The following is a 21481-nucleotide window of genomic DNA, read 5'->3' on the forward strand; positions in this document are numbered from 1 at the left end:
GGAGCTAATAGCAGATTTTCTGCCATCAAATTAATTAGCTACGCCCCCTTTTTCTAACGTTTTGCCTCTAAGGCAGTGACGACATTAAGTACCGACATTATAGAACCGAGGGGCAGTAACGTTTAATCAAGGAAACAGCGTAGTGAGGTTGCACCTAACGGGTAGCTTTTAGCTGATATGAGCTCCCCACTATATTCTGATGCCAAATCGCAGAGCTATTCTGACATCTCAGGATAAAAAATTATCGCTGCAATCATACAAACCATTAATGATATTTGCATCCATACTGCCAGCACATAATCCCTTCTCCTGGCTAATGCGCTGCCATCTTCATGGCGGATCTCATAGAAAATAGACGCTCTCTGCCAAATAATTGCAAGCGCATAGGTGCCAATTCGTGAGCCCCTCCAGTCTGACGTAACCCAGTCTCTGCCCATACGCGCTAATTCTTTATCAAAATATTTCACTGTCACTCTGATAAAGCACCACATGGAAATCAGGGTACTAATGGTTGATGCCAGAGCAATCCAAACCAAAGCATCATATAACTCTACTGACATAACTTAATTCTCGGGTTGGAGTTCTCTGGCCAACAAATAACTTCCAACGTTACCCCCATTGTTAGCCTGTCCCCCCAATGCTGTCATCCTACCGAGTCAACTCGTTATATGCAGGAAAATTACTGCCCTCCTGCCACTTGCTTTCATAAACCTCTTTCAGGTTTTCGGCAGCATTATCCAGAGACAACAGCAGCTCTTGAATTTCTGCTTTATCCCTGACAGTTTCAGAGCTTAGCAAACCTTCAAAATGCTCAATTTGCTTAGCTACCGCCTGGATGCTGACCATTAAGGTAGCAAGACTAAGTTCAGCCATTACTCAACTTCCTTCTTTGTGCTTCAGCATTGCGCGCCAACTGATCCAGCAGGGCTATAAATTGCGCCTTTGGCATCGTGTAGTTGGGGCTTATCGAATAGTGTGTCGCATTAAAACGTCGATTATAACTGTCTTTGGTAATTATCAGGCCCGATGGTATTTGTGTGCCTTCCGGGATCTCAAAGTACGTCCAATTACCTGCACCAAAAGCCCCTGGCTTATCAAACAACGACGTACCTTCTCCCAGCCGTGACACTACCTGCTCAACACCACGCTTATCTTTGGAAACTTCGACATCAGGCGCCCGCAAGACGCCGGCGCGTACTTCACGAGACTCAAAATCCGGATACAGTGGATTGCCCGTCTTAGTGGAATTGTGCAGCGCTCGCCAAAGATAAAGATGCAGTTGCCCAACATAAATGCGTTCAAGTTCGCCACGTGATATTAGTAGCTTTTCAATCGTGTTCATATAGTAGTCCTTACTATCGCAGGTTCAAAACTTAGTTCGTAACAGATAGCCTGAAATTAAGCAGCGAAATCAACTTCGCCAAGCCGACAAATATATTAACCTATGAAACTTTATTTTAACAATAACTGAAAAACTTTAATTAGTCAGCTACGATCCTCGTTTCGGCGGTCGTTGCGAACGTCTAAATCAGTTCATGATGGAAAGTGTAAGTTTTGACTTATGGCGCAAAGCTCTGGAAGCCAATATGGTCGCCAGACTTAAAAAAGTAGGTAGTTTATGAAGATATTTTTAGTATTAGTGGCAATGTTTTACAGCATAGCGGTGGCAGCGTTTGATGTTACTGAAGGCAAGTTTCCAGCGCCGGATCCGGCAGCGCTTTGCACAAGCAACGAAGCCATGTTCGGCGGTGCTTCTATTATCTACTCGGATTGCGCTAAGAACATTGAAAACGTTATTGTCAGCAAGATTGAAAGCAACCGCAGCTTTGCTGACTTAGAGCAGTTTGTTAGCCAGTATCAGCCAGACGGTAGCTTTACCGATTACGACATTACCGACGCAATTTTTGACGGCACTATCGTAGCAATAACCCCGTTCGACAAAAATATGCGAGTCGCCAGCAATGGCAGAGCACTACGGTTTTGCCTGGCAGATCGCACAGTTTACTTAGTAAGAAACAACAGTCACTGGGCCTCCATTACTGTCTTATCTCAATAGCCAATTTACAGCGAAGCCTGGGTTAAAGCACTGAAACCCGGCTTCGCCATTACCTTCCGCTTTAATATCAATGTCATTGACCCTATTGATTTCGACACTTTTGTTAGCTTTTGTTGCCGACAATTTCACGGAACTCTTTCTCCAACTCAGTGAATAACTGCTCTAGCTCATTTTTCACACAGCCTTCAATATCAAGCCATTCTTTCGCCGTCTCTGGTATGTTTTCAGCATTTTTAACCTGATACAAATATTTGTTGAAAGCGTTCTTAGATTCAGAATTAATTTGGTCGATTAGTTGAACAGACTTTTTTGAAAGATATATTTGATTTTGCTCGTAATAATCCAAAAATTCTTTATGACTCTTGATCACCTCCAGCTCTCTAGCATTTCTAGATCCACCACCAGTAACATCAGGTATTTCAAGGTATTCTTTTAATCGTGAATTGAATTTTCTAGCAAATGCGTATGTGCCTGCAATAGCATCAGCTTGCTTGTCACTAAATCTAGATAGCTTTATTTGATGCTCCACTAACGACTTGTTAAGCCATTGATTTATTAATGACTTTCCAGCAAATCCTAGCATAGCTAGTAGTGCCGCATTACCTCCAAAGGCGATCAATATAGCTACCCATATGTCCATAATCTACTCTTAAAAGCTGACGCAGCAAGAAGCGGCCAAAAAAACCGCGCAGCGTTTGTTGTCTAGGCCACGTAGTCGATATTGCTGACTGGCTTTGTTAGCAGTTAGCCACATGAACCTAGAATTTTCCCTACGAACAGATTTGCCCCGTCAAACATGCCATATCCGCTGATTGATTTTGTATGGAATGCTAAGCCATTCTTTGGATCAACAGACCAAGTTTCTACTACACCTTTGTGATTTTCACTGCTAATACAGACTAATGATGTTGAGGATACTTGCTTACAAGTTAAATCACTAGGCACAAGCGCAGAAGCCTCAGCGGCTATTTGTAACATGAAGGTTCTACCTGTTAGACCATCAGCTTTGATCTCATACTTATCACCAGCTCTCGCTGAATAACCACTAAATTCCCCAATCTTCCAGCATCCTGCAAAACAAGAAGTAGATAAAAATAAAATAAAAACACTGAATATGAGTTTAAGCATGATTGATTTCTCTAAAGCTAACGCCCGCTATAAGCGGCCGAGTGAAACTAGGTCCGGCGCACGAAGTGCGCGAACTCAATGGCTGGTTACGCATTCTCGATCTTGCTCAACATATAGCCAGCCAAGAGCGCTTCGGTTTCTTCTTCAGATAGGGCTCCATAGTTTTTGATGAGATACTTAGTTGCTTTAGAAGCGTTGGTCTCGTTGGTATACCCGGCTTCGGACTTAAAGTTACCAACCTTTGCCTTTATTGTTTCTGCACTCAAATTAGACTTAGCAGCTAAATCATTACATAGATCAGTTTGCATACCTCTCGGGAAGCCGGCCGCTTCAGTTTTCTTGAAGATCACAAAGCACCTAAGCTCCATCTCCAAGGTCCATCCAGATGTTGGGTTAAAATCGAACACCATAATTTCCTAGATATGCATAACAGCTTATTCAAAGGATCAAAACCCGCGAGTTGTGCCGCGAAGATCCTGCAAGTTCCAAAATTTAGCCCAGTCTATTGCGCTAATTGAATATAAATCAAGCAGTTTTATTTTGGAGCAAGTTCTGGCGCACAGCGCCTGGCATTAATCAGCTTTAACAACTCCACTGTCGCCGTAGCATCGTCCAGTGCACGGTGGTGGTTGGTGAGTTTAATGTCGAACTCTTCACAAAGCTTGCCCAGGCTGTAAGATTGCAGCCCCGGGTAGTAGCGGCGCATATTTACTACCGTGCATAGCTGCGGCATGGCGAAGGGCATGTCCAGCCGGGTGAATTCGCTGCGGATAAAGCCGTAATCGAACTTACTGTTATGCGCGACAAATACTGCGCCCTGCAGGAATTCACTTAGCTTGCCGGCAATTTCAGCAAAAGTGGGGGCTTCGCTGACCATGGCGCTGTTAATACCGGTTAGCCGGGTAATAAACGACGGAATATAACGCTGTGGGTTAATTAAGGTACTAAAGGTATCGAGCACCTCGCCGGCCTGCACTTTTACCGCGCCAATTTCAATTACCCGGTCGTTTGCTGCCTTGCCGCCGGTGGTTTCAACGTCCAGCACAACATAGATGCGGTTGGGGTCGACTATCCATTGTAGTTTTTCTATCCGGGCCTTAAAGCCAGCCTGTTGCATGGCCATTAGCCTGGCCAGCTGATGACGCTGAATTTTATCGCCAGGCGCTTTTACTTCAATAAACTGCAGCTGCTTGTCTTTAATCAGCAGTAAATCGGGGTAGCCGCTAGCGTGGCGCTTAAAATCCTGGGCCATAGCGCGAAGTATTGGCGCAAGTGCACTGCTGCCATCGGTATTTTGCGGTGCAAACTGGATTAGCGGCATCAGTTGCTCTGCTAAATCGCTATGCCAGTAAAACAGGCTGTTGGCTTTACCATAGTTAGCAGTAATGGCTGCCAGTAAAGTGCTGGCAGCATTGACCGCCGTTAATTGCTGTAGCTTCTGCTCTATCTCGCTGCTGAATTGCTGATAAAAGCCACCGCTGATTAAGTTGCGGGGCCGGCGCTCAAACGGGTTATGCAGGGCGCTGTGCTGATGCTCAAATAACTCATGCCAGAACCAGAGGCCAAATAACGCCAGCCACAGGTTATTTTCGCCATGAAACACCGTATAGTCCTGCGCCTGATAATGGGCCATTAAGCCCTGCTCGGCCTGGCCCAGATAAAGTTCGTCCACTCCAATTTCTGGTGCATCGTGCAATAGCTGGCTTAATTGCGAGCGGCGTTCGTTTCCCTTCGGTGCATTAAACTTGCGCCGGTAAAAATCTTCGGCAAACAGCCATTCTTCATCACAGCTGGGGTCAGCCAGTAATTGCTGCAAATACTGCTGACATTGCACCAGCTTTTCCTGGCTATAATACAACCGGACCAACCGCTCGCTGGCCGGAAACCCATTGCTTAGCTGGTAAAAATTAATCGCTAAATCATTAAGCTTACATTGTTCAGCCAGTTTACCCAGCTGATAACAGCGCTCGCTGCGTTTTAGCTGCAGGGCCTCATCTGCACTGCCGCTTTCAGCAGCAGGCCAGGCGCTTACCTTGTTAAACCAATTCTGTAATTCGGTTGGCGCGTTGTCGGGCTGCTTTTTTAATTGTTTGGCAAGGTCATGGATCGCCGGTTTGGCTTTGGCCAGTTGGTACGCCAGTTGGGCCTGGCTGGCTTCAGTAAAACGGGGCTGAAACTGTTGTTTAAACTGGCCGCTTTGCCTGATTCCTAAATCACGTAAAGTAAATAAAGATAAGTTGGCCTCAATCCGGCCGAAATACAGAAAATACAGGTAATTTAATGTGTCCTGACGGCGCAGCACCAGATAACGCTGCGGCAGCTGGGCAATGAGTGGCAGCCAGTTAACTGGCAGATTTAATGCCGCGCCCAGTAACAGTGGTTTGGTCTGGCTTTTTTTAATGGCTAAATCAGCTACCTGCGCTTTCCAGTCTGACTCTGAAAACTGGTTTTTTGCCAGTTGCAGTAGCTGCCACAAGGTGTCCTTGGTGAGCCGCAGCCAGAAATCGGCTAAGTCATGTTCAGTTAATGGCGCAACAAAGCCAGCTGCAGTCAGCTCGTCCAGCACCGGCCCGGTTGGGCCAATTTCAGCGTATTGCAGTTCTGTATCACTGAACACCAGGCCCTTGCGATTTAGCATTCGCACCAGCAGTTGCTGCGCGCTTTCGCTTAGCGCAGTAAAGTCATCGATAAAAACCTGGCTGTCAGGGGTTAGCACCGATTGATAATGCTGCACGACAAACTGCAGTAACTCGTTAAAGTGCTGCAGATAATAACCGCTGTCGAGTTCGGGTTGTGCCATTGCTGTACTCACCTTAAATACCGTCTGCTACGCTACCGTGTTGCCGACCATATTGGCTAACACTTCCTGCCGGTGTTAAGCTGCAGGCCAATGATACAGCGAATAACAAGGAACCGCGATTTATGGGTAATTTACTGACCATTCTGGTTATTTTATTTGTCAGCCTGTTTGTAATAGTGACCCTGGTGGAGAAGTTCGGCAAAAAAGCCGAAGATCAGGATTTAAGCAAATACGCGCGCTGGATTTACCCGCTGATGGCCATAATGCTGGGCGCGATGCTGATTAAAACCTTTTTTATGTCGTAGTTTGTTGTTTACCGGCCCGCCGCTGCTGCCACTGCATTACTGTTACCAGTAAAGCCGGTAAAAACGTCAGGGCAATAATGGTTGAACATAATAACCCGGTAAGCACAATAATGCCGACCCCGCGATATAATTCAGTACCTGCCCCGGGAATAAACACCAGCGGCGCCAGGCCGAAAATAGTGGTGGTAGTAGACATTAATATTGGCCGCAAACGGGTGGCCACCGCTGCAGTTACCGCTTCTATCACATTACAATTGGCCTGCTGCAGATTTTTCCGGCTTTGATCGACAATTAATATCGGGTTGTTCACCACAGTACCGAGCAAAATAAGAAAGCCCAGCATGGTTATCATATCAAATGGCTGGGAAATGCCCGGCAAGCCGGCCAACTGCAGCAAGTCGCCAATGCCATTAATAACCGCTAAGCCTACCAAACCACCGGCTAGCCCCAGCGGTACTGTTGCCAGAATGAATAACGGATAACCCCAATGGGTAAAAATAGCCACCAGCAATAAGTAAATCAGAATAACGGCAATGGCAAAATTACCAGCCAGTGCTGCTTTGGTTGCATCTAACTGATCAGCGGCGCCGGTGATACTCAGATTGACCCCGGTGGCCACATCGCCGGCTTGCTGCAATTGCGGCACCAGCTCGTCCTGTACCCGGGCAACTGCTGTTTCCAGCGCGACATCCCGCGGCGGAATAATATATAAGGTCACAGTGCGCCGGCCATCAACCCGGCGTAAACTGGCGCTGTCGGCTACTTCAACCAGATCAGCCAACGCGTTTAGCGGTAATACTGTACCCATTGGCGTCTGCACCGGCGCCTGAGCCAACTGCTCCAGCGTCTGTTCAGTGCCGGCACCACTGAACAGAAAAATATCGACCTTATCGTCCAGCATAAAGAATTCATCAACAAAGGCTCCGTCGCTTAATGCAGCAACAGCAAACCCAAAGTCTGTGGTATCGAACCCCAGCTCGGCCAGCCGCGACCAGCGCGGCCTGATTTCGATTAATGGCTGATCCAATGACAATGACGACGGATCAGAATTTAGCTGCGGATTGTCAAACAATTGCTCCGCTGCCAGATAAGCCGCTTCGGCCGTGCGGTACAAGTCTGCCAACTCAGGGCCGGAAATATCCAGTGCCACTGCCCGGGTGCCGCCGTCGTTACTGGAAATAATTGAGCCCCGCGCCGAAAAAGCCCGCATCCCCGGATATTCCCGGAACAGCGTGGTCAGGGCATTCATCATTGGCTCTATGTCGTCATCACGGGTTGGTTCGCTCAGTACCCAGATCCGCCCGACTGAGACGCTCAGCGAATAATACTGCAATGAAGGGATCCGGCTTTGCCCCTGGTCGAATAGTTCAGGGTCGGCATTTACAGCATCATTCAGAATAAGCCGGATTTCGTCGGCAATCACACTCATTTCCGACAAGTTATACCCCGGTGGCGCGATCATTTGCGAAAAGGCTTTTGGCTCTTCACCTTCCGGCAGATATTCTGCTGGCGGCATTAGGATCCAGCCGGCACCAACCGTTAACGCCAGGGTGATCACTAATGTCAGCACCCGGCTTTTCGCACTGCTAACCAGGCTACTTATGCCCCGCAATAAGCGGCCAGGTGTATCGTCCTGCTCAGTTAATGCTGCGCCCGAGCCAAAACCCAGCCTGGCAATGGCGGCCGGCACCACAAATACCGCCACCAGCATTGAGGCAATAATAGCCGACGCTATAGCTATCGCGATATCGGAATACAGCTGTCCGGCTTCCTGCTCGACAAATAAGATGGGGGCAAATACCAGCACGGTGGTCATGGTGGACGCCAGCACTGCCGGCCAGACTTCCTGCACGCCTTTGATGGCGGCGTCTAAGCGTTTTAAACCATTACGCCTGGCCTGTTCAATACTCTCCAGCACTACTATGGTGTTATCGACTGTCATGCCAATGGCAAAGGCGATACCCGCCAGCGAAATAACATTAATGGTGCGGTTAAACAACAGCAGGCCTAAAAAGGCGGCGATAGTACATATAGGCACGCCAATTACAGCCACCAGGGTGGCGCGGGGCGAACGCAAAAACAAATACATAACCAGTGTTGCCAGCAAGGCGCCAAGCCCAAGATTAGTCCAGACATTGGTTATGGAACTTTGCACATAGCGCACATCATCACTAACCAGTTTCAGCTGTAAGCCGTTGGCTGCCAGCATATCCTGATTTATCCGCTCCACTTCCGGTAGCATGGCATTTTTTATATCAATGACATTTGAGCCACTTTCCCGGCGTACCGATAAACTCAATGTACGCTCACCGTCAGAATAAGACATATCCCGCACTTCAAAATGGTCCAGCTTTACCCCGGCAACGTCTTTCAGCCGGATCGTGCTATCGCCACGTTGTAAAATAATCAGATTTTCCAGCTCACTCAAATCACTGAACCGGCCAACCATCCGCAGTAAATAACGGCGTTTGCCGCTGTCGATATCGCCAGCTGATGCATCGGTATTGCGGTTACGGATAGCCTGGCGGACATCCGTCATACTGATCCCGCGCTGCGCTAACCGGGCCGGGTCAACCAATATCTGAACCTGGCGCGGCGCGCCGCCACTGACCCCAATCTCCGAGACACCGGGCACCCGCTCCATCCGCGGCCGCACATAGTCTTCGGCATAATCACGCACCATGTCCATATCCAGCCCCAGCGGGTTACCGGGCAGCGGCATTAACCGGAAATACATAAAGGCATTGCTGGAGAAGGAGCTACTGAACAGGCGGGGCTGATCGACATTCTCAGGATAGGCATTAACCTGGCTCAGGGCATTGCTGACCCGGATCAGCGCTTCGTTAATATCGACCCCGAACGGAAACTCTAACTCTATGGTCGCCGAGCCGGTTTCAGCCAGCGAAATCATCCGCTGCAGATTAGGCAGATTGCGCAGATAACGCTCCTGCTCAATCAGAATTTCTTTTTCAATATCCTGTGGTGTCGCTCCCGGCCAACCGGTGACCACACTGATCGTGCGCACTTCCAGATCCGGGATCATTTGCACCGGGATCCGCATCGCGGCAGCAATGCCCAGCACGGCAATAATTAATACCACTACGGCTAGAATGGTGCCGCGCCGAATTCCTGCTGCCAGCATAGCTGCTCCTTAATCCTGATCCCGGCTAACCGTTACCTGCTGGCCATCCCGCAGGGTTTCATTCCCGCGGATTACCACCGCCTCGTCTGCTGCCAGACCATCTTCTACTTCCACGTCTTTGCCATTGCGCCGGCCCAGTGTCACCAGACGCCGGTATGCCTTATTATCCCGCACGACAAACACACTGAAACTGCCATCGGGATGGCGCAATATGGCATCGGCCGGCACAACAACACTTTGCTCACTGCGGGTTGTCATATTAAAGGTGGCGCTGGCCGAGGTGCCAGGCAGTAATTGCAGCTGCTCGGACGGTTGTAGCTGCAATCGCACCAGAAAACTGCGGGCGGTGGCGTCGATTACCGGCACAGTTGCGATAATACTGGCCTGCAGTGCGGTGCCAGGCTGCATATCGCTTTGCACCTTGACGTGTTGCAACTGATCCAGCGTTTGAAAATGTTCCTGTGGCATTTGCACATCTAAATGCAGCGGGCTTAGCGCCACCAGTTCAAGTACCGGGGTGCCCAGGCTTACCCATTCGCCGGCATCGGTCATTTTAGTAGCTATTACCCCGGCAAATGGTGCAATTAGTTTGTGGCGGGCCAGTACCTCCTGTTGGTGCGCCACAGCGGCCTGTGCTTGCTGATGCAGCGCTTCAGCACGCGCTTTATTGGCCTGGCGCAGTTCAAGCTCAGTTTGCGGAAAGAGTTTTTGTGACGTTAACTGCTCAGCCTCTGTCACCAGCCGCGCTGTTTCCGCCAGTTCAGCCGCTGTTACCTGACTGGCGGCCTGCAGCTGCTTTAACTGCTCTGTCGCCAGCGCCGGATCGAGTTCCAGTAACACCTGGCCCTCACTCACTTTATCGCCGGCATCAACCCTGACCCGCGACACCAGGCCGTTGGTACGGGCTGATAGTCGGGCATGCTGGCGGGCAGTCAGAGTGCCGGTCAGCTGCAGTTGCTGGCCAACACTCTGCTCTGCAGGCATGGCTACACGAACTGGCACAGGCTGATTATCCTGAGCCTGGGCCTTGATGGTTAAAATGGGAATTACCAACGCAGTAACCAGCAACATAAATGTGAAAAGAGCCACTCGGAAACGGGGGCAACAAGCGACTATCCAACTTCGCATAAGGCATCCTTCGCTAAATAAGAACGGTTCTTGTTAAGCTACAAAGTATGACGCAAAGCCGGCATCAGATCACTTTTTTATTGCCAGCTTAGCGGGTTTAACCGGTAAAAAAGGCTTAACTGCTGATAAAGCGCCGGATATTGGGCCTGCAATTGTTCCGGCTGTTCAAAAAACACTTCAGAAATAACTGCAAAGAATTCGGCGGGGTTAGTTGCCCCATAACCATCCAGTAACCCGCTGATGCCACTGGCCGTTTGATGTTGGAGCTGACCAAAAGCCTGTTGCATTACGGTTGACCATTGCTGATAGTCACTGCTGCGGCTAAGCAGCGGCGCGCCGGTGGCCTGGCCTTTTTCCTGATCGAGCTGATGGGCAAATTCGTGTATAACCACATTGCGGCCATCATGCGGTTTTGCCGCGCCCTGCACCGTATCCTGCCAGCTTAGTACCACTTTCCCCTGGCCCCAGGACTCACCACTTAACACCCGGCGCTGTTCGGTTACTACCCCTGCACCGTCAGGTGCGGCGCCATGAACAATAAAGGCTGCCGGATAAATTAAAATTTGCTCAAGCCTGGGATAATAGTAGTCAGGCCGGTTCAGCAGCAGCAGACAAGCCTGAGCGGCAATAGTAACCCGCATTTCATCGGTTACTGTCAGGCCGTCACAACCAATAAACTTTTTTTCAGCGATAAACACCTGAATATGTTTTTTCAGCTGCAATTGTAAATCGGCTGGCAACGCCCGGAAGTACGGCACCCGTTGCCGGAGAATGGCGCGCCATTGCTGCGGGAAAGGCCGCGTCTGAATTTGTCGGCGTCGAAAACGTCGCCACGGTTCCTGTCCCAGCACTGCGCCGATAATCAGGCTACCAAGCAGTATCACAATCAGGGTTGGCAATGTGGGGTATCCTTAGCTTATGCTTAAGCCACTATGGCAGAAAAACGGAACTGTTTGAATGGGGCTGCGTCTTATCCAAATCAAGCGGTGTGAACCGCCCAACCGGAGAAACTATGTTTAATTTGTTGAAAAACTTACTGGAAAAATCAAATTCAGACTGGCAGGGCAGTGGCAATACTCATCAGCAATGGCGCGACGCCGGGCTGACCGAGCAGCAATATCTGGCCGTGGTACTGATGTTGCAGTTATCGCATGCCGATTTCAGCTCGGAGCAGCAGGAGCACGATCTGGTAATGCAGTATTTGCAGACAGAATTCAGTTTAACAGCACAGCAGGCAGAACCCGTGTTTGCTGCTGCACTGGCTCAGGCCAAAGACGCCACCTGCCTGCATGGCTTTACCAGCAAACTGAAAGATCTGCCCTATGCCGACCGGTTAGCACTGTTGGATCAATTGTGGAAGGTTGCTTTTGCCGATGGCGAACTTGAGCCTAACGAGGAAGCAATGCTGAGAAAAATTGCAGACCTGTTGTTTATCCGCCACGGCGATTATATTCAGAGCAAACTGGCCGTGCAGCCGGCAAACTAGGCAATCTTGTTAAATACTGCCATGGGTTAACGCTCGTCTTTATGCAGTACTTCGCCCTCAATGACTCTGCTGTCACGGCCTGAGCTTTGCTGATAATGCTCGCCCTGAGACTGATGTTGTTCGGCATGCTGGCGGGCAGCCTCGGTAAAACGGCGCATTTTTTTCCGGTAGCGGTAGATAACAATAGGAATAACCAGCCAGCTTAACAGCAGCATAAACAACAAAATGGCGGCCGCTACTACCAGCATCATCCCCAGCACTATCCAGGCCAGTAACCGCTGCAGCAAATTACCACGTTGGCGATGGGCAAATTGTTGCTGCCAGGCTGCAGCCTGCTGTCGAAACGAAGAATTAAACATATCTACTCCAAATAATTCGGAACAATAATAAAGCATCTGGCTCACCTTGTCGCGAGCGCTACTGAAATTAGCCGTTATACTGTACCCATGATCTACAACCAGGACAGTGAGATGACCTACGTTTGGCTGACCATTAATTTGCTGGCAACTGCAGCGACGCCAATTACCCTTGGTACCAACGTTACAAAAGTTAATGACCGGGCCAACAATCAAATTCAGTGCATTATGCAACAACAACATCAACGCTATAACCTGAGTTATTTACCCTGGCGCCGGGCAAAACATGAGGTTAAACAGCAGCGCATTGATGGCTACTTTACCGCTATGCCAGACCCGGACATTGCCAACTATGCCAGCTTGTCCGCGCCATTATTTCTGGAAAACTGGTATTGGTTCTCCCGCAGTAACCACAATCACCAACCAAACGACAGTGTTCGTTTTGGTGCCGTGTTAGGCAGCCATCAGGCTGATTGGTTCAAAGCTAATGGCTACCTGCTTGACGTTGAAGTTACTACTCTGGCACAGCTTGTCCAGCTTCTGGCTTTACAGCGTATTGATGTGGTACTGGCTGATCAGGAAGACTTTGTCCTGATGCAACAAAACCTTAAGCTGCCAGAGCAGCAGTTCAAAAAGCGCTTCTTCCGCTATGTCGCGCTGGGGGTTTACTTTTCCAATAGTTTCCTAGAACAGCAACCAGATTTTTTAAATCGTTTTAACCAACAAGTACATCGCTGTGCCAGCAGCCCTTTTGTCCTGCCCGACAATGAACAGCAGAAAATAACTGACATGCTACTGCCAGCTATAACGGCACTAACCCAGCATGTTGACCTGATTACGGCAATTCAGGCGCAGAACGCGCTGCAGCAAACAACGGACGCCATTAAACAGTATGACGAGCTGTGGGTAACTGAACAGGATCAGCAAACATCAGAGCTGGCTGATTCTATGCTGGCAAGTACGCTGTCGAAAATGCTCGCCCAATGGCAGCAAAACTTCCACGGTATTGTCACTGAAGTTATTGTTACAGACAGTCAGGGGGCGAATGTTGCCATTAGCGCGTTGACGTCAGATTACTGGCAGGGCGATGAGGCAAAATTCCTCAGTATTTTTGAGCAACCCCGCCCCTTTTACCTGGGGCCGGTGGAATATGACCAATCCAGCCGGCGTTTTTTAACCCATTTAAGTATGCCTGTACTTCAGCAGCAACAGCATATTGGTACCATTATTGTTGGTATTAATATTGAGCAGGCCCTGACAGAGCGCAACTAATCCGCCTTATTACTCAGCGCCCAGCCAACAATCTGGCCCCAGCTGGGCTCTTTGCCATACATTTGCATACCGCGCAAAAAAATCCGGCCGGCTACCCGCCGCATCCACCATACGGCCGCCACTAGCAACAGCAGCGATAACGCAGGTTGCCACCAGGGTAAATCAACCATCGCCATTTTTACCGGCATAGCGGCAAAAGAGGTAAGCGGCAGCCAGCTTAATACCGTCATGGCGGTGCCGGTCGGGCTGTCGATAACCAGATAGGTAAACAACATTGGCAGCCAGGTGATCATCATCACTGCCCCTTTGCCACTGGTATTTGGATCATCGATTGAGGCGGCAATAGCGCCCATAAAGCAGGCACTGAGCAATACCCCCAGCAGCGCAAATGGTACCAGCCAGGCCAGTACGCCCCAATTCAACCAGCTGAGGTTAATACCATCGTCTCTTACCACCACACTAACCACTATAAACACCAGCAACATCACCAGAGCAGAGGTAACCATTGCTTTCATCGCACTTAAACTATGCCCCAGCACCTTGCCATCCATCCACTGCTGTGGGGTGACGATGGCATACAGCTGTTCTGTTACCCGCTGTTGTTTTTCGCCGGTAATACTCAAAAGCACCTGACCAAACGCTGTGCTCAGGCCAATAAACAGCAAAATAAGCACACCCAGCGCAATCATTTTCTCAGGGGTGTCTTTGCCTTTAAAGTCTTCATCCAGGTAAACGTATTCAAGCGCCAGTGGTTGTTGCAGCCGGCTCAGCTGGCCGGCTGTTAACTGCAGCTCGGTTGCGTATTGCTGGCGGAAATAGTTATTAAGCTCGGCTTCAAGCTGCTGTTGCCACTTTTTTGCTGCCAAAGTATGCAGTACTACACCAGACTCAGCCTCCTTATCCGGGCTGAGCGTGACCACCCCGTGCCAGCTTTCGCCGTCTTTTAGCTGCGCCAGTTGCTCATCCAGTGCTATGGTCGGCCGTTGAAACTGAAACTGTTCAGTATTGCTGATGGTGAATTCTGCCGGCACGGCTATCCGGTATACCTTGCGGCTTTCATCGGTAAAGTAGCTCCATAACGCAACAGCCGCCATTACTGCCATCATCAGCAGATAGGAAATAAGCTGCTGCTTCCATTTAAAAAATCGCAGAAACTCCCACTTCGCCACAGTCACACTTTGTCTTGAAATCATGCCGGTTCCCTCTGCTGATGCCGGGCCATTGCCATTAAATATAATTGATGCAAATCTGCCGTCTGCATTTCCACCTGGGTAAGCTCTAACTCGTTGACCAGCAGTTTTAAGGTGGCTGAAACACTCTGCTCAGCGGTCAGCTTCAGTATAAACCTGTTGGCACTGATCACTTCTATTGCCAGATCTGGCAACCACTGCTGTAACTGTTCAACGTTAACAGGCCCGGCGCAGCTTATAGCCATCTGGCGTTGCGGCCCCGCCTGTTGCTGAATATCAGCCAGCGTGCCTGTCAGAATTGCCGAGCCTTTGGCCATCAGCAACATGTGATCAGCCAGCTTCTCTACCATCGCCATCTGATGAGCACTTAAAATCACAGTCATGCCACGGGCTTTTAACGCTTTAAGAAAGCCCACTACTTTTTCCTGATTAATCGGATCAAGCCCGGAGAACGGCTCATCCAGAATAACCAATGCTGGCTGGTGCAACACCGCAGCAATCAGCTGCACTTTTTGCTGATTACCTTTGGACAACTGCTTTAAATCTTCATCACGACGATCTGTCAGGTCAAACACCTCCAGCCAGTGCGCCATTTCTTTTAGCGCCTTTTGTTTACTGAGGCCGTGTAATTGCGCCAGATACAACAGGTTTTTTTCAATACTTTTGTCAGGGTATAAACCCCGATCTTCGGGTAAATAGCCCAGTAACCGGCGCGGTACATGATCGTAGTGCTCATCCTGATGGCTAACCAGAATACTGCCCTGATCGGGTTTGGTCATACCAACCAGCATCCGGATGATGGAAGACTTGCCGGCGCCATTTGGCCCCAGCAAGGCAAATATTTCGCCTGAATTTATCTGAAAACTTACCTGCCGCACTGCCGGAATGCTGCCGTAGTCTTTACTGATAGCGGTAACAATAAGTTGCATGTTGTGCTCAATTGTTTAAATGTCTGACGCTAAATTAACACTGTTGCAGGTGCCGGGCTAACATCAAATTGTTAGTAAATATGTAAGAGGTTGTTGACGTTATATCTCCGGCTAAACTATATCAGCTGCTAATACAGATTCTGTTTGTCGCTAAGCCAAGACCTTGCTATGGTTATTTACATTACCCAAAAAGCTGGCAGGTATTATGAAGTTAAAAGTAAGCGTCAGTGGACTTTTCATCGCTTTGGCTTTGCAGTCCAGCGCGCTATTCGCTGCCAGTTTAACGATCAATATTAGCAATCAGCAGCAACAACCGCTGGCCGATGCGGTAGTGGAATTGCGTTCTCTTACCAACCCCGAGCTTAAGCCTCAGCGTATTCAGGTGGCCCAGCAACAATTAACCTTTGTTCCTTTTGTCAGTGCAATACCGGCTGGCAGCGAGGTAGAATTCCCTAACCTCGACAAAACCCGGCATCATGTTTACTCATTTTCGCCAGCCAAACAGTTTGAAATAAAGCTCTATGCCGACAAACCTGAAGCACCGATAATTTTTGATACGCCAGGCATTATTGCTCTTGGCTGCAACATTCATGATTATATGCAGGCCTATATTTACGTGAGTGAAAGCAATCTGGTCGCGGTAAGCGACGGGTCCGGTAAACTGACATGGCCTGATATTGCCCCCGGCAGCTATCAGCTTTATTTGTGGCATCCCTGGCAACTGGAACCCCGGCAACCCGCCGTTTTAGATGTTGTCATGCCCGTGCAAAGCGCCGCCTATCAGCTTGACATTGATTTATCACAGCAAAAGCCGCAGCCACCACAACGTGGTTTTGGTAGCAGGTAGCCACTGAATGTTTAATTCGTTGCGCAGTAAATGGATAAGCTTGTTGGTTGTGTTACTTAGCCTTCTGATGTTACTGACCGGCTACGCCACCTTAAAATCAATGCGTGCCAATTCGCTGCAGCAAGCAGAGCAATCACTGAATGTTGCCAGCAAGGTTTTCCAGCAGGCGTTGGACACCCGGGCTGCCCAGCTAACCAACAGTGTCAGCCTGCTGGCTGCTGACTTTGGTTTTCGTCAGGCCATTGCTACCGCTGAGCAAGCCACTGTTGAATCTGTGTTACAAAACCATGGTAGCCGGATTAATGCCCAGCTGGCGTTATTATTTACCCCCAAAGGCGAACTTCTGGCCAGCAACGCCCCAATGGATGCGGTTGACCTTGGCCGGCTAATGTCAGCAACCGGCAGCAACAGCGCCGTTACAGATACTTTACTGATTGATGGCCAGGCTTATCAATTAGTAGTGGTGCCGGTAAGAGCACCCGCACTAATTGCCTGGGTAGGAATGGGGTTCTTAGTCGATGTCCCGCTGGCAGAGCAGATAAAAGGTATTACCGGCTTAGATATCAGCTTTATTCAACTGAACAGCCAGTCCGGCAACCAACTTACCAGTACCCTGCCAGCCCAGACGCAACAGTTGCTGCTACCGCAACTTAATAATGTAACGTCCTTAGCGGGCACAACTCACTTTGCGAGCGATTTCAGCTTTATTACCCGCAGTAAGCCACTTGATAATGAGCAACAGCTATGGGCTTTACTGCATTTACCCGATGACCGCTGGCTGGCCAGCTACCAGCAATTACGCCGCCAGTTGGTTGAAATTTTTGCATTCGGTCTGTTACTGGCACTGGTTGCCGCCTTTATGTTTGCCCGCAGTATCAGTAAACCGTTAAGTCAGCTGAGTAAATTTGCTACTGATATTGGCCAGGGTAACGCCGCCGTGCCACCCGCTATCAGTCAGGATGAAATAGGGGTACTGACCAGCACTTTGGTTAACATGCAGCACAGTATTGCGGCACGCGAGCAGCAACTGCGCCAGCAAGCTGAGCATGATGCCCTGACAGGCCTGCTAAATCGTCATGCGGTAGAGCAACGGCTGCCGGGAATTTTAGAAACACAGCACGGCACCCTGCTGCAGCTTAATATTATTCAGTTTAAGCATATTAACGATACGCTGGGCCTGACCAACGGCGATACTCTGCTGCAGCTGTTAGCACAAAGGTTAGGGCATCACCAGCCAGCCGCGGTATTTTGCGCCCGCTTAAATGGTGATGAATTTTTGATGCTGTTTAACGAAACGCTGACCGAGCAACAGCTGGTGGACTTATACCGCAGCCTGCAACCGGCTTATAACATTCAGAACTCACTGATAAATTTGAAAATTGCTATTGGTATTTATCCGTTTGAGCCGGGACAGGGTTCAGCTAGTGCTGCACTGCGCCGGGTAGACCTGGCTCAGGAGAATGCCAGTCAGGCTGGTGGTGGTATTGCGTTTTATCAGCACGGTCAGGACGAAACCCATCAACGTGAACTGACGATGATCCGCGACTTACCCGGCGCGCTGAACAGCGGTCAGTTATATGTGGTGTATCAACCCAAAGTTGAATTGGCTACAGAGCAATGCCATAGCGCCGAAGCGCTTATTCGCTGGCAGCACCCGCAACTGGGTTTTATCTCACCGGTGGAGTTTATTGCGACCGCTGAGCATTCGGGCAATATCAGTCTCATTACCCAATGGATGCTGAAAACGGTTATTAAACAACTTGCAGCCTGGCAAAAGGACTACCCGACATTGCGGGTAGCCGTTAATCTGTCAGCGGCCGATTTGCTGGATCAGAGCCTGCCCGAACAGATTGGCAGTTTACTGCAGCAATATCAGGTTCCGGCCAGCGCCCTGGCACTGGAAGTGACTGAAAGCGCGGTAATGCAGGATACTAATAAAGTTATTGCCAATTTAAACACCCTGAAAGCCATGGCAATTAATCTGGCAATTGATGATTTTGGTACCGGTCAGTCTTCTCTGGCGTATTTGAAACAGTTGCCTGTAAATGAGATAAAAATTGACCGGGCATTCGTTAAAGATATAGAAACAAACAATAACGACGCCCTTATTGTAGGGGCAACCGTTAAACTGGCCCATGGTCTGGGCTTTAAGGTTACGGCTGAAGGTTTGGAAAATCTGGCGGGGTTAAGTTATTTGAAAGAATCAGGTTGTGACACGGTGCAGGGCTATTTTTTCAGTAAACCATTGGCTACCGCTGATTTCAGCCTGTGGCTAACCAACTTTGCCGCCCGGGAAAAACCGACAATGGAGGTTTCTGAATGATAACGCGAATAGTAGTGTTTTTATTGGCGTGGTTACCGGCGATGGCAACCGCCGGCAGCAAAATTATTGCAACCGGCGGCGTCACGAACATTGAAGGCAACGCCGGTGGCGGTATTGTGCCCTGGGCGGTAATTAACGGTTATGCCAGCAGTGATGAATGGTCGGCAACCGCCTTTGCCAGCAGAGTTAACGTGGATGATTTCAGCCTGAACAGCGGCGGAGTTGCCTTCAGTTTTGATAATCGCTGGGAGTTTTCCTATGCCCGCCAGCGATTTGCACTGGAATCAATTGGTGGCAGTTTATCGCAGGATATTTTCTCGGTGAAATACCATCTTGCCGGGGAGTTGCTGTATACCGCTATGCCACAAATCAGCATTGGTGTGCAGCATAAACGCAATCTCGATTTCGGCCTGCCTGAAGCTGTCGGCGCCGCCAGCGATAAGGGTACTGATGTTTACCTGGCTGCCAGTAAAGTGCTGTTCAATCAGGTAGCCGGTCGTAACCTGCTGCTAAATGGTACGCTGCGTGCCAGCAAAGCAAACCAGACCGGCTTACTGGGTTTTGGTAGTGCTGACAATAACAACTATCAACTGTTGTTTGAGGGCTCTGCTGCCGTACTTTTAAACTACAATCTGGCAATTGGTATAGAGTACAAACAAAAACCGGATAAGCTGGCTTTTGCTGCTGAACAGCACTGGCGCGATATCTTTATTGCCTGGTTTATTAATAAAAACGTCAGCCTGACTGGCGCCTACGTTGATTTGGGCGACATTGCCGGTCAGGGTTCGCAAACCGGTTATTATCTGGCACTGGAGGCGACATGGTAATACGCGGCGGATTAATTGCTGCCTGTCTGCTGATTCTACTGGGTTGCAGCAGTGCAACTCAAACGACGTTGTACCAGCGATTAGGTGCTGAGCAGGGCATTGCGGCCATTGTCGATGGCTTACTTTACGAAATTGAACATGACGAACGGATAGTCCACCATTTTGCTGACAGTGACATTGGCCGGTTCCGGGCCATGCTCTCTGAGCAATTGTGTGACTTAACGGGCGGCCCCTGCCAGTACAGTGGCAGCAGCATGCAGGAAAGCCACACCGGCTTTAATATCACGCTGGCCGATTATGACGCGCTGGTTGAAGGGTTAATTAAGGTTATGCAACGCCAGCAAATCAGTATTGCCGATCAGAATGCGCTACTGGCATTACTGGCGCCAATGTACAAAGATATCAGTTACCGCTAAGTTCAGGCGTTTTAATCAGCATTGCGGTAAGGCGTCTGCTTAACGGCGCGAATATAAATACCAGAGGAAAAGCGCAGGCATGGGCATACAGAAACGCCTTTAACCAGGCAGCAGCGAAACCGCTGAACCAGCCAAGGTTAATAAACGTCAGAATGCCCGACATCAAAAATGCCATAAAGCCGGACATGATAAAAGCAAAAATAACCGCCTGAAATTTTGCAGGAAACATAACACCTCCGCCATTGAAGGGGTGCATCATAACCAAATCACTTGAGAATTGCATGACCCGAATTGTTTTTCTGGATGCCGGCTCGATGGGCGATACCGATTTAGCAGCGCTACGGTTACCGGGCTGCCATTTTACAGGCTTTGCCAGCACCACCCCAGCGCAGGTTGCTTCGCGGCTGCTAGCGGCAGATATTGCAATCGTCAATAAAGTAGCGCTTAGCGGCGAAACCCTTAAGGTCCTGCCCCAGCTTAAACTGATTTGTGTAGCAGCGACCGGTGTCAACAATATTGACCTGGCGGCAGCAGCGGCCAGAGGTATTACCGTATGCAATGTCAGAGGCTACGCCGACACGGCAGTGCCACAACATGCGATGGCGCTGTTACTGGGCTTAACCAATCAAATCAGTAATTACCAGCACACGCTTGCCAGTGGTGAGTGGAGCCAGAGCCCGCATTTTTGTTTGCATAACCACCGTTTAACTGAATTGGCCGGCCGCACCTTTGTTGTGCTTGGGTATGGTGCGCTGGGCCAGGCTACCGGCCGATTAGCCGCAGCGTTTGGCATGCAGGTGGTGGTAAGTGAGCGTCCGGGTATACAACAGTGCCGGCAGGGCAGAGTTCAGTTTGAACAGGCGTTGCGCCAGGCTGAAATCCTGTCGCTGCATTGTCCGCTGACCACAGACACTTACCGCTTACTTAACCCTGAGCGGCTGGCATTGCTGCCCGACAACGCCATTATTATCAACACCGCACGCGGCGACCTGATCGATGAAACGGCTCTGTACAATGAACTTAAAGCAGGCCGGCTGGCAGCAGGGCTGGACGTACTGAGCGCTGAACCGCCCGCCCCAGACCATATTCTGTTACAGCAACGTCTGCCCAACCTGCTTGTTACACCACATATTGGCTGGGCCAGCCCGGCAGCCAGATCCAGATTACTGATGCAACTGTGTGACAATATAAGCGCTTTTTTAGCCGGCAAACCGTTGCGCAAGCTGTAGCGTGCCCCGGGCTTTCAGGCTACACTGGCGAAAAAAATGAGTTATTA

The 21481-nt window shown here is 49.6% G+C and carries 23 protein-coding genes; 9 read left to right on the top strand and 14 right to left on the bottom strand.

The genetic code is table 11. The features are described 5' to 3' along the window. Positions 1 to 215: 215 nt before the first annotated feature. The 3 genes from KQY15_RS07930 to KQY15_RS07940 all read right to left on the bottom strand — a co-directional run bounded on the left by KQY15_RS07930 (position 216) and on the right by KQY15_RS07940 (position 1342). Positions 216 to 560 carry a hypothetical protein gene (locus KQY15_RS07930; RefSeq protein WP_217668649.1) on the bottom strand — a complete coding sequence of 115 codons (345 nt, stop codon included), beginning with the start codon at positions 558 to 560 and terminating at the stop codon, positions 216 to 218. 88 nt (positions 561 to 648) lie between these two features. Next, positions 649 to 873, bottom strand: a complete 225-nt coding sequence (locus KQY15_RS07935) for a Tsi2 family anti-toxin (protein WP_217668650.1) — start codon at positions 871 to 873, stop codon at positions 649 to 651. Beyond that, the gene (locus KQY15_RS07940) at positions 866 to 1342 is read right to left on the bottom strand and encodes a Tse2 family ADP-ribosyltransferase toxin (RefSeq protein WP_217668651.1); all 477 of its coding nucleotides are present in this window, start codon (positions 1340 to 1342) and stop codon (positions 866 to 868) included. The genes KQY15_RS07935 and KQY15_RS07940 overlap by 8 nt, the downstream gene beginning before the upstream one ends. A gap of 276 nt (positions 1343 to 1618) precedes the next feature. Between KQY15_RS07940 and KQY15_RS07945 the strand changes: the two genes are divergently transcribed. Next, positions 1619 to 2056: a hypothetical protein gene (locus KQY15_RS07945; protein WP_217668652.1), complete on the top strand. Its 438-nt coding sequence runs from the start codon at positions 1619 to 1621 to the stop codon at positions 2054 to 2056. Positions 2057 to 2159: 103 nt separating this feature from the next. Here KQY15_RS07945 and KQY15_RS07950 read toward each other — a convergent pair whose 3' ends face one another. The 4 genes from KQY15_RS07950 to KQY15_RS07965 all read right to left on the bottom strand — a co-directional run bounded on the left by KQY15_RS07950 (position 2160) and on the right by KQY15_RS07965 (position 5984). Continuing rightward, positions 2160 to 2696 (bottom strand): hypothetical protein, encoded by a 537-nt coding sequence (locus KQY15_RS07950; protein ID WP_217668653.1) that lies wholly within the window; start codon positions 2694 to 2696, stop codon positions 2160 to 2162. A 104-nt stretch (positions 2697 to 2800) separates the two neighbouring features. Next, positions 2801 to 3184, bottom strand: coding sequence for a hypothetical protein (locus tag KQY15_RS07955; protein ID WP_217668654.1), 384 nt, complete (start codon positions 3182 to 3184; stop codon positions 2801 to 2803). Between the two features lie 86 nt (positions 3185 to 3270). After that, entirely contained in the window at positions 3271 to 3594 is a 324-nt protein-coding gene (locus KQY15_RS07960; RefSeq protein WP_217668655.1) for a hypothetical protein, read from the bottom strand. Positions 3595 to 3719: 125 nt separating this feature from the next. Further along, on the bottom strand, positions 3720 to 5984 hold the full coding sequence (locus tag KQY15_RS07965) for an exonuclease domain-containing protein (RefSeq protein WP_217668656.1): 2265 nt from the start codon (positions 5982 to 5984) through the stop codon (positions 3720 to 3722). 122 nt (positions 5985 to 6106) lie between these two features. Here KQY15_RS07965 and KQY15_RS07970 point away from each other — a divergent pair, with 122 nt between their 5' ends. Next, positions 6107 to 6289, top strand: a complete 183-nt coding sequence (locus tag KQY15_RS07970) for a hypothetical protein (protein WP_217668657.1) — start codon at positions 6107 to 6109, stop codon at positions 6287 to 6289. Here KQY15_RS07970 and KQY15_RS07975 read toward each other — a convergent pair. The 3 genes from KQY15_RS07975 to KQY15_RS07985 all read right to left on the bottom strand — a co-directional run bounded on the left by KQY15_RS07975 (position 6279) and on the right by KQY15_RS07985 (position 11458). After that, positions 6279 to 9431 carry an efflux RND transporter permease subunit gene (locus tag KQY15_RS07975; RefSeq protein ID WP_217668658.1) on the bottom strand — a complete coding sequence of 1051 codons (3153 nt, stop codon included), beginning with the start codon at positions 9429 to 9431 and terminating at the stop codon, positions 6279 to 6281. The genes KQY15_RS07970 and KQY15_RS07975 overlap by 11 nt on opposite strands. 9 nt (positions 9432 to 9440) lie before the next feature. After that, positions 9441 to 10433: an efflux RND transporter periplasmic adaptor subunit gene (locus tag KQY15_RS07980; RefSeq protein WP_217668659.1), complete on the bottom strand. Its 993-nt coding sequence runs from the start codon at positions 10431 to 10433 to the stop codon at positions 9441 to 9443. 203 nt (positions 10434 to 10636) lie between these two features. Beyond that, entirely contained in the window at positions 10637 to 11458 is an 822-nt protein-coding gene (locus KQY15_RS07985; RefSeq protein WP_217668660.1) for a M90 family metallopeptidase, read from the bottom strand. 113 nt (positions 11459 to 11571) lie between these two features. Here KQY15_RS07985 and KQY15_RS07990 point away from each other — a divergent pair, with 113 nt between their 5' ends. Beyond that, the gene (locus tag KQY15_RS07990) at positions 11572 to 12045 is read left to right on the top strand and encodes a tellurite resistance TerB family protein (RefSeq protein ID WP_217668661.1); all 474 of its coding nucleotides are present in this window, start codon (positions 11572 to 11574) and stop codon (positions 12043 to 12045) included. Between the two features lie 26 nt (positions 12046 to 12071). Here the strand turns inward: KQY15_RS07990 and KQY15_RS07995 are convergent, their stop codons facing one another. After that, positions 12072 to 12404 carry a hypothetical protein gene (locus tag KQY15_RS07995; protein WP_217668662.1) on the bottom strand — a complete coding sequence of 111 codons (333 nt, stop codon included), beginning with the start codon at positions 12402 to 12404 and terminating at the stop codon, positions 12072 to 12074. Positions 12405 to 12515: 111 nt separating this feature from the next. Here KQY15_RS07995 and KQY15_RS08000 point away from each other — a divergent pair, with 111 nt between their 5' ends. Further along, a complete protein-coding gene (locus KQY15_RS08000) occupies positions 12516 to 13673 on the top strand; it encodes a hypothetical protein (RefSeq protein WP_217668663.1) in 1158 nt (385 codons plus the stop codon). On the opposite strand, the gene KQY15_RS08005 is transcribed toward KQY15_RS08000, so the two are convergent. Together KQY15_RS08005 and KQY15_RS08010 are read right to left on the bottom strand one after the other, a co-directional pair. Continuing rightward, positions 13670 to 14866: an ABC transporter permease gene (locus tag KQY15_RS08005; protein ID WP_217668664.1), complete on the bottom strand. Its 1197-nt coding sequence runs from the start codon at positions 14864 to 14866 to the stop codon at positions 13670 to 13672. The genes KQY15_RS08000 and KQY15_RS08005 overlap by 4 nt on opposite strands. Then, the gene (locus KQY15_RS08010; RefSeq protein ID WP_217668665.1) at positions 14863 to 15792 is read right to left on the bottom strand and encodes an ABC transporter ATP-binding protein; all 930 of its coding nucleotides are present in this window, start codon (positions 15790 to 15792) and stop codon (positions 14863 to 14865) included. The genes KQY15_RS08005 and KQY15_RS08010 overlap by 4 nt, the downstream gene beginning before the upstream one ends. Positions 15793 to 15997: 205 nt before the next feature. Here KQY15_RS08010 and KQY15_RS08015 point away from each other — a divergent pair, with 205 nt between their 5' ends. Genes KQY15_RS08015 through KQY15_RS08030 form a run of 4 tightly spaced genes read left to right on the top strand, consistent with a single transcriptional unit; the run spans position 15998 to position 20205 of the window. Then, positions 15998 to 16639: a methylamine utilization protein gene (locus tag KQY15_RS08015; protein ID WP_217668666.1), complete on the top strand. Its 642-nt coding sequence runs from the start codon at positions 15998 to 16000 to the stop codon at positions 16637 to 16639. Between the two features lie 7 nt (positions 16640 to 16646). Further along, the gene (locus KQY15_RS08020; RefSeq protein ID WP_217668667.1) at positions 16647 to 18962 is read left to right on the top strand and encodes a putative bifunctional diguanylate cyclase/phosphodiesterase; all 2316 of its coding nucleotides are present in this window, start codon (positions 16647 to 16649) and stop codon (positions 18960 to 18962) included. Continuing rightward, a complete protein-coding gene (locus KQY15_RS08025; protein ID WP_217668668.1) occupies positions 18959 to 19789 on the top strand; it encodes a DUF3034 family protein in 831 nt (276 codons plus the stop codon). Before KQY15_RS08020 ends, KQY15_RS08025 begins: the two co-directional genes overlap by 4 nt. Further along, positions 19783 to 20205 (top strand): group I truncated hemoglobin, encoded by a 423-nt coding sequence (locus KQY15_RS08030; RefSeq protein WP_217668669.1) that lies wholly within the window; start codon positions 19783 to 19785, stop codon positions 20203 to 20205. The genes KQY15_RS08025 and KQY15_RS08030 overlap by 7 nt, the downstream gene beginning before the upstream one ends. Here KQY15_RS08030 and KQY15_RS08035 read toward each other — a convergent pair. Further along, entirely contained in the window at positions 20192 to 20434 is a 243-nt protein-coding gene (locus tag KQY15_RS08035) for a DUF2798 domain-containing protein (protein WP_217668670.1), read from the bottom strand. The two genes, KQY15_RS08030 and KQY15_RS08035, sit on opposite strands and share 14 nt — an antisense overlap. A 52-nt stretch (positions 20435 to 20486) precedes the next feature. On the opposite strand from KQY15_RS08035, the gene KQY15_RS08040 reads away from it, so the two are divergent. Continuing rightward, the gene (locus KQY15_RS08040) at positions 20487 to 21434 is read left to right on the top strand and encodes a D-2-hydroxyacid dehydrogenase (protein ID WP_217668671.1); all 948 of its coding nucleotides are present in this window, start codon (positions 20487 to 20489) and stop codon (positions 21432 to 21434) included. The last annotated feature ends 47 nt before the right edge of the window (positions 21435 to 21481 follow it).

This window comes from Arsukibacterium indicum, assembly GCF_019100565.1.
Taxonomy (GTDB): Bacteria; Pseudomonadota; Gammaproteobacteria; order Enterobacterales; family Alteromonadaceae; genus Alishewanella; species Alishewanella indicum.

Bases quoted from the DNA above. Each gene is read 5' to 3' on its own strand.
- KQY15_RS07990 (WP_217668661.1), top strand. From the start codon at position 11,572: ATGTTTAATTTGTTGAAAAACTTACTGGAAAAATCAAATTCAGACTGG.
- KQY15_RS07945 (WP_217668652.1), top strand. From the start codon at position 1,619: ATGAAGATATTTTTAGTATTAGTGGCAATGTTTTACAGCATAGCGGTG.
- KQY15_RS08040 (WP_217668671.1), top strand. From the start codon at position 20,487: ATGACCCGAATTGTTTTTCTGGATGCCGGCTCGATGGGCGATACCGAT.
- KQY15_RS07970 (WP_217668657.1), top strand. From the start codon at position 6,107: ATGGGTAATTTACTGACCATTCTGGTTATTTTATTTGTCAGCCTGTTT.
- KQY15_RS07935 (WP_217668650.1), bottom strand. From the start codon at position 873: ATGGCTGAACTTAGTCTTGCTACCTTAATGGTCAGCATCCAGGCGGTA.
- KQY15_RS08010 (WP_217668665.1), bottom strand. From the start codon at position 15,792: ATGCAACTTATTGTTACCGCTATCAGTAAAGACTACGGCAGCATTCCG.
- KQY15_RS08020 (WP_217668667.1), top strand. From the start codon at position 16,647: ATGTTTAATTCGTTGCGCAGTAAATGGATAAGCTTGTTGGTTGTGTTA.
- KQY15_RS07940 (WP_217668651.1), bottom strand. From the start codon at position 1,342: ATGAACACGATTGAAAAGCTACTAATATCACGTGGCGAACTTGAACGC.
- KQY15_RS08000 (WP_217668663.1), top strand. From the start codon at position 12,516: ATGACCTACGTTTGGCTGACCATTAATTTGCTGGCAACTGCAGCGACG.
- KQY15_RS08015 (WP_217668666.1), top strand. From the start codon at position 15,998: ATGAAGTTAAAAGTAAGCGTCAGTGGACTTTTCATCGCTTTGGCTTTG.
- KQY15_RS07955 (WP_217668654.1), bottom strand. From the start codon at position 3,184: ATGCTTAAACTCATATTCAGTGTTTTTATTTTATTTTTATCTACTTCT.
- KQY15_RS07975 (WP_217668658.1), bottom strand. From the start codon at position 9,431: ATGCTGGCAGCAGGAATTCGGCGCGGCACCATTCTAGCCGTAGTGGTA.
- KQY15_RS08035 (WP_217668670.1), bottom strand. From the start codon at position 20,434: ATGTTTCCTGCAAAATTTCAGGCGGTTATTTTTGCTTTTATCATGTCC.
- KQY15_RS07950 (WP_217668653.1), bottom strand. From the start codon at position 2,696: ATGGACATATGGGTAGCTATATTGATCGCCTTTGGAGGTAATGCGGCA.
- KQY15_RS08030 (WP_217668669.1), top strand. From the start codon at position 19,783: ATGGTAATACGCGGCGGATTAATTGCTGCCTGTCTGCTGATTCTACTG.
- KQY15_RS07960 (WP_217668655.1), bottom strand. From the start codon at position 3,594: ATGGTGTTCGATTTTAACCCAACATCTGGATGGACCTTGGAGATGGAG.
- KQY15_RS07995 (WP_217668662.1), bottom strand. From the start codon at position 12,404: ATGTTTAATTCTTCGTTTCGACAGCAGGCTGCAGCCTGGCAGCAACAA.
- KQY15_RS07965 (WP_217668656.1), bottom strand. From the start codon at position 5,984: ATGGCACAACCCGAACTCGACAGCGGTTATTATCTGCAGCACTTTAAC.
- KQY15_RS07930 (WP_217668649.1), bottom strand. From the start codon at position 560: ATGTCAGTAGAGTTATATGATGCTTTGGTTTGGATTGCTCTGGCATCA.
- KQY15_RS08025 (WP_217668668.1), top strand. From the start codon at position 18,959: ATGATAACGCGAATAGTAGTGTTTTTATTGGCGTGGTTACCGGCGATG.
- KQY15_RS08005 (WP_217668664.1), bottom strand. From the start codon at position 14,866: ATGATTTCAAGACAAAGTGTGACTGTGGCGAAGTGGGAGTTTCTGCGA.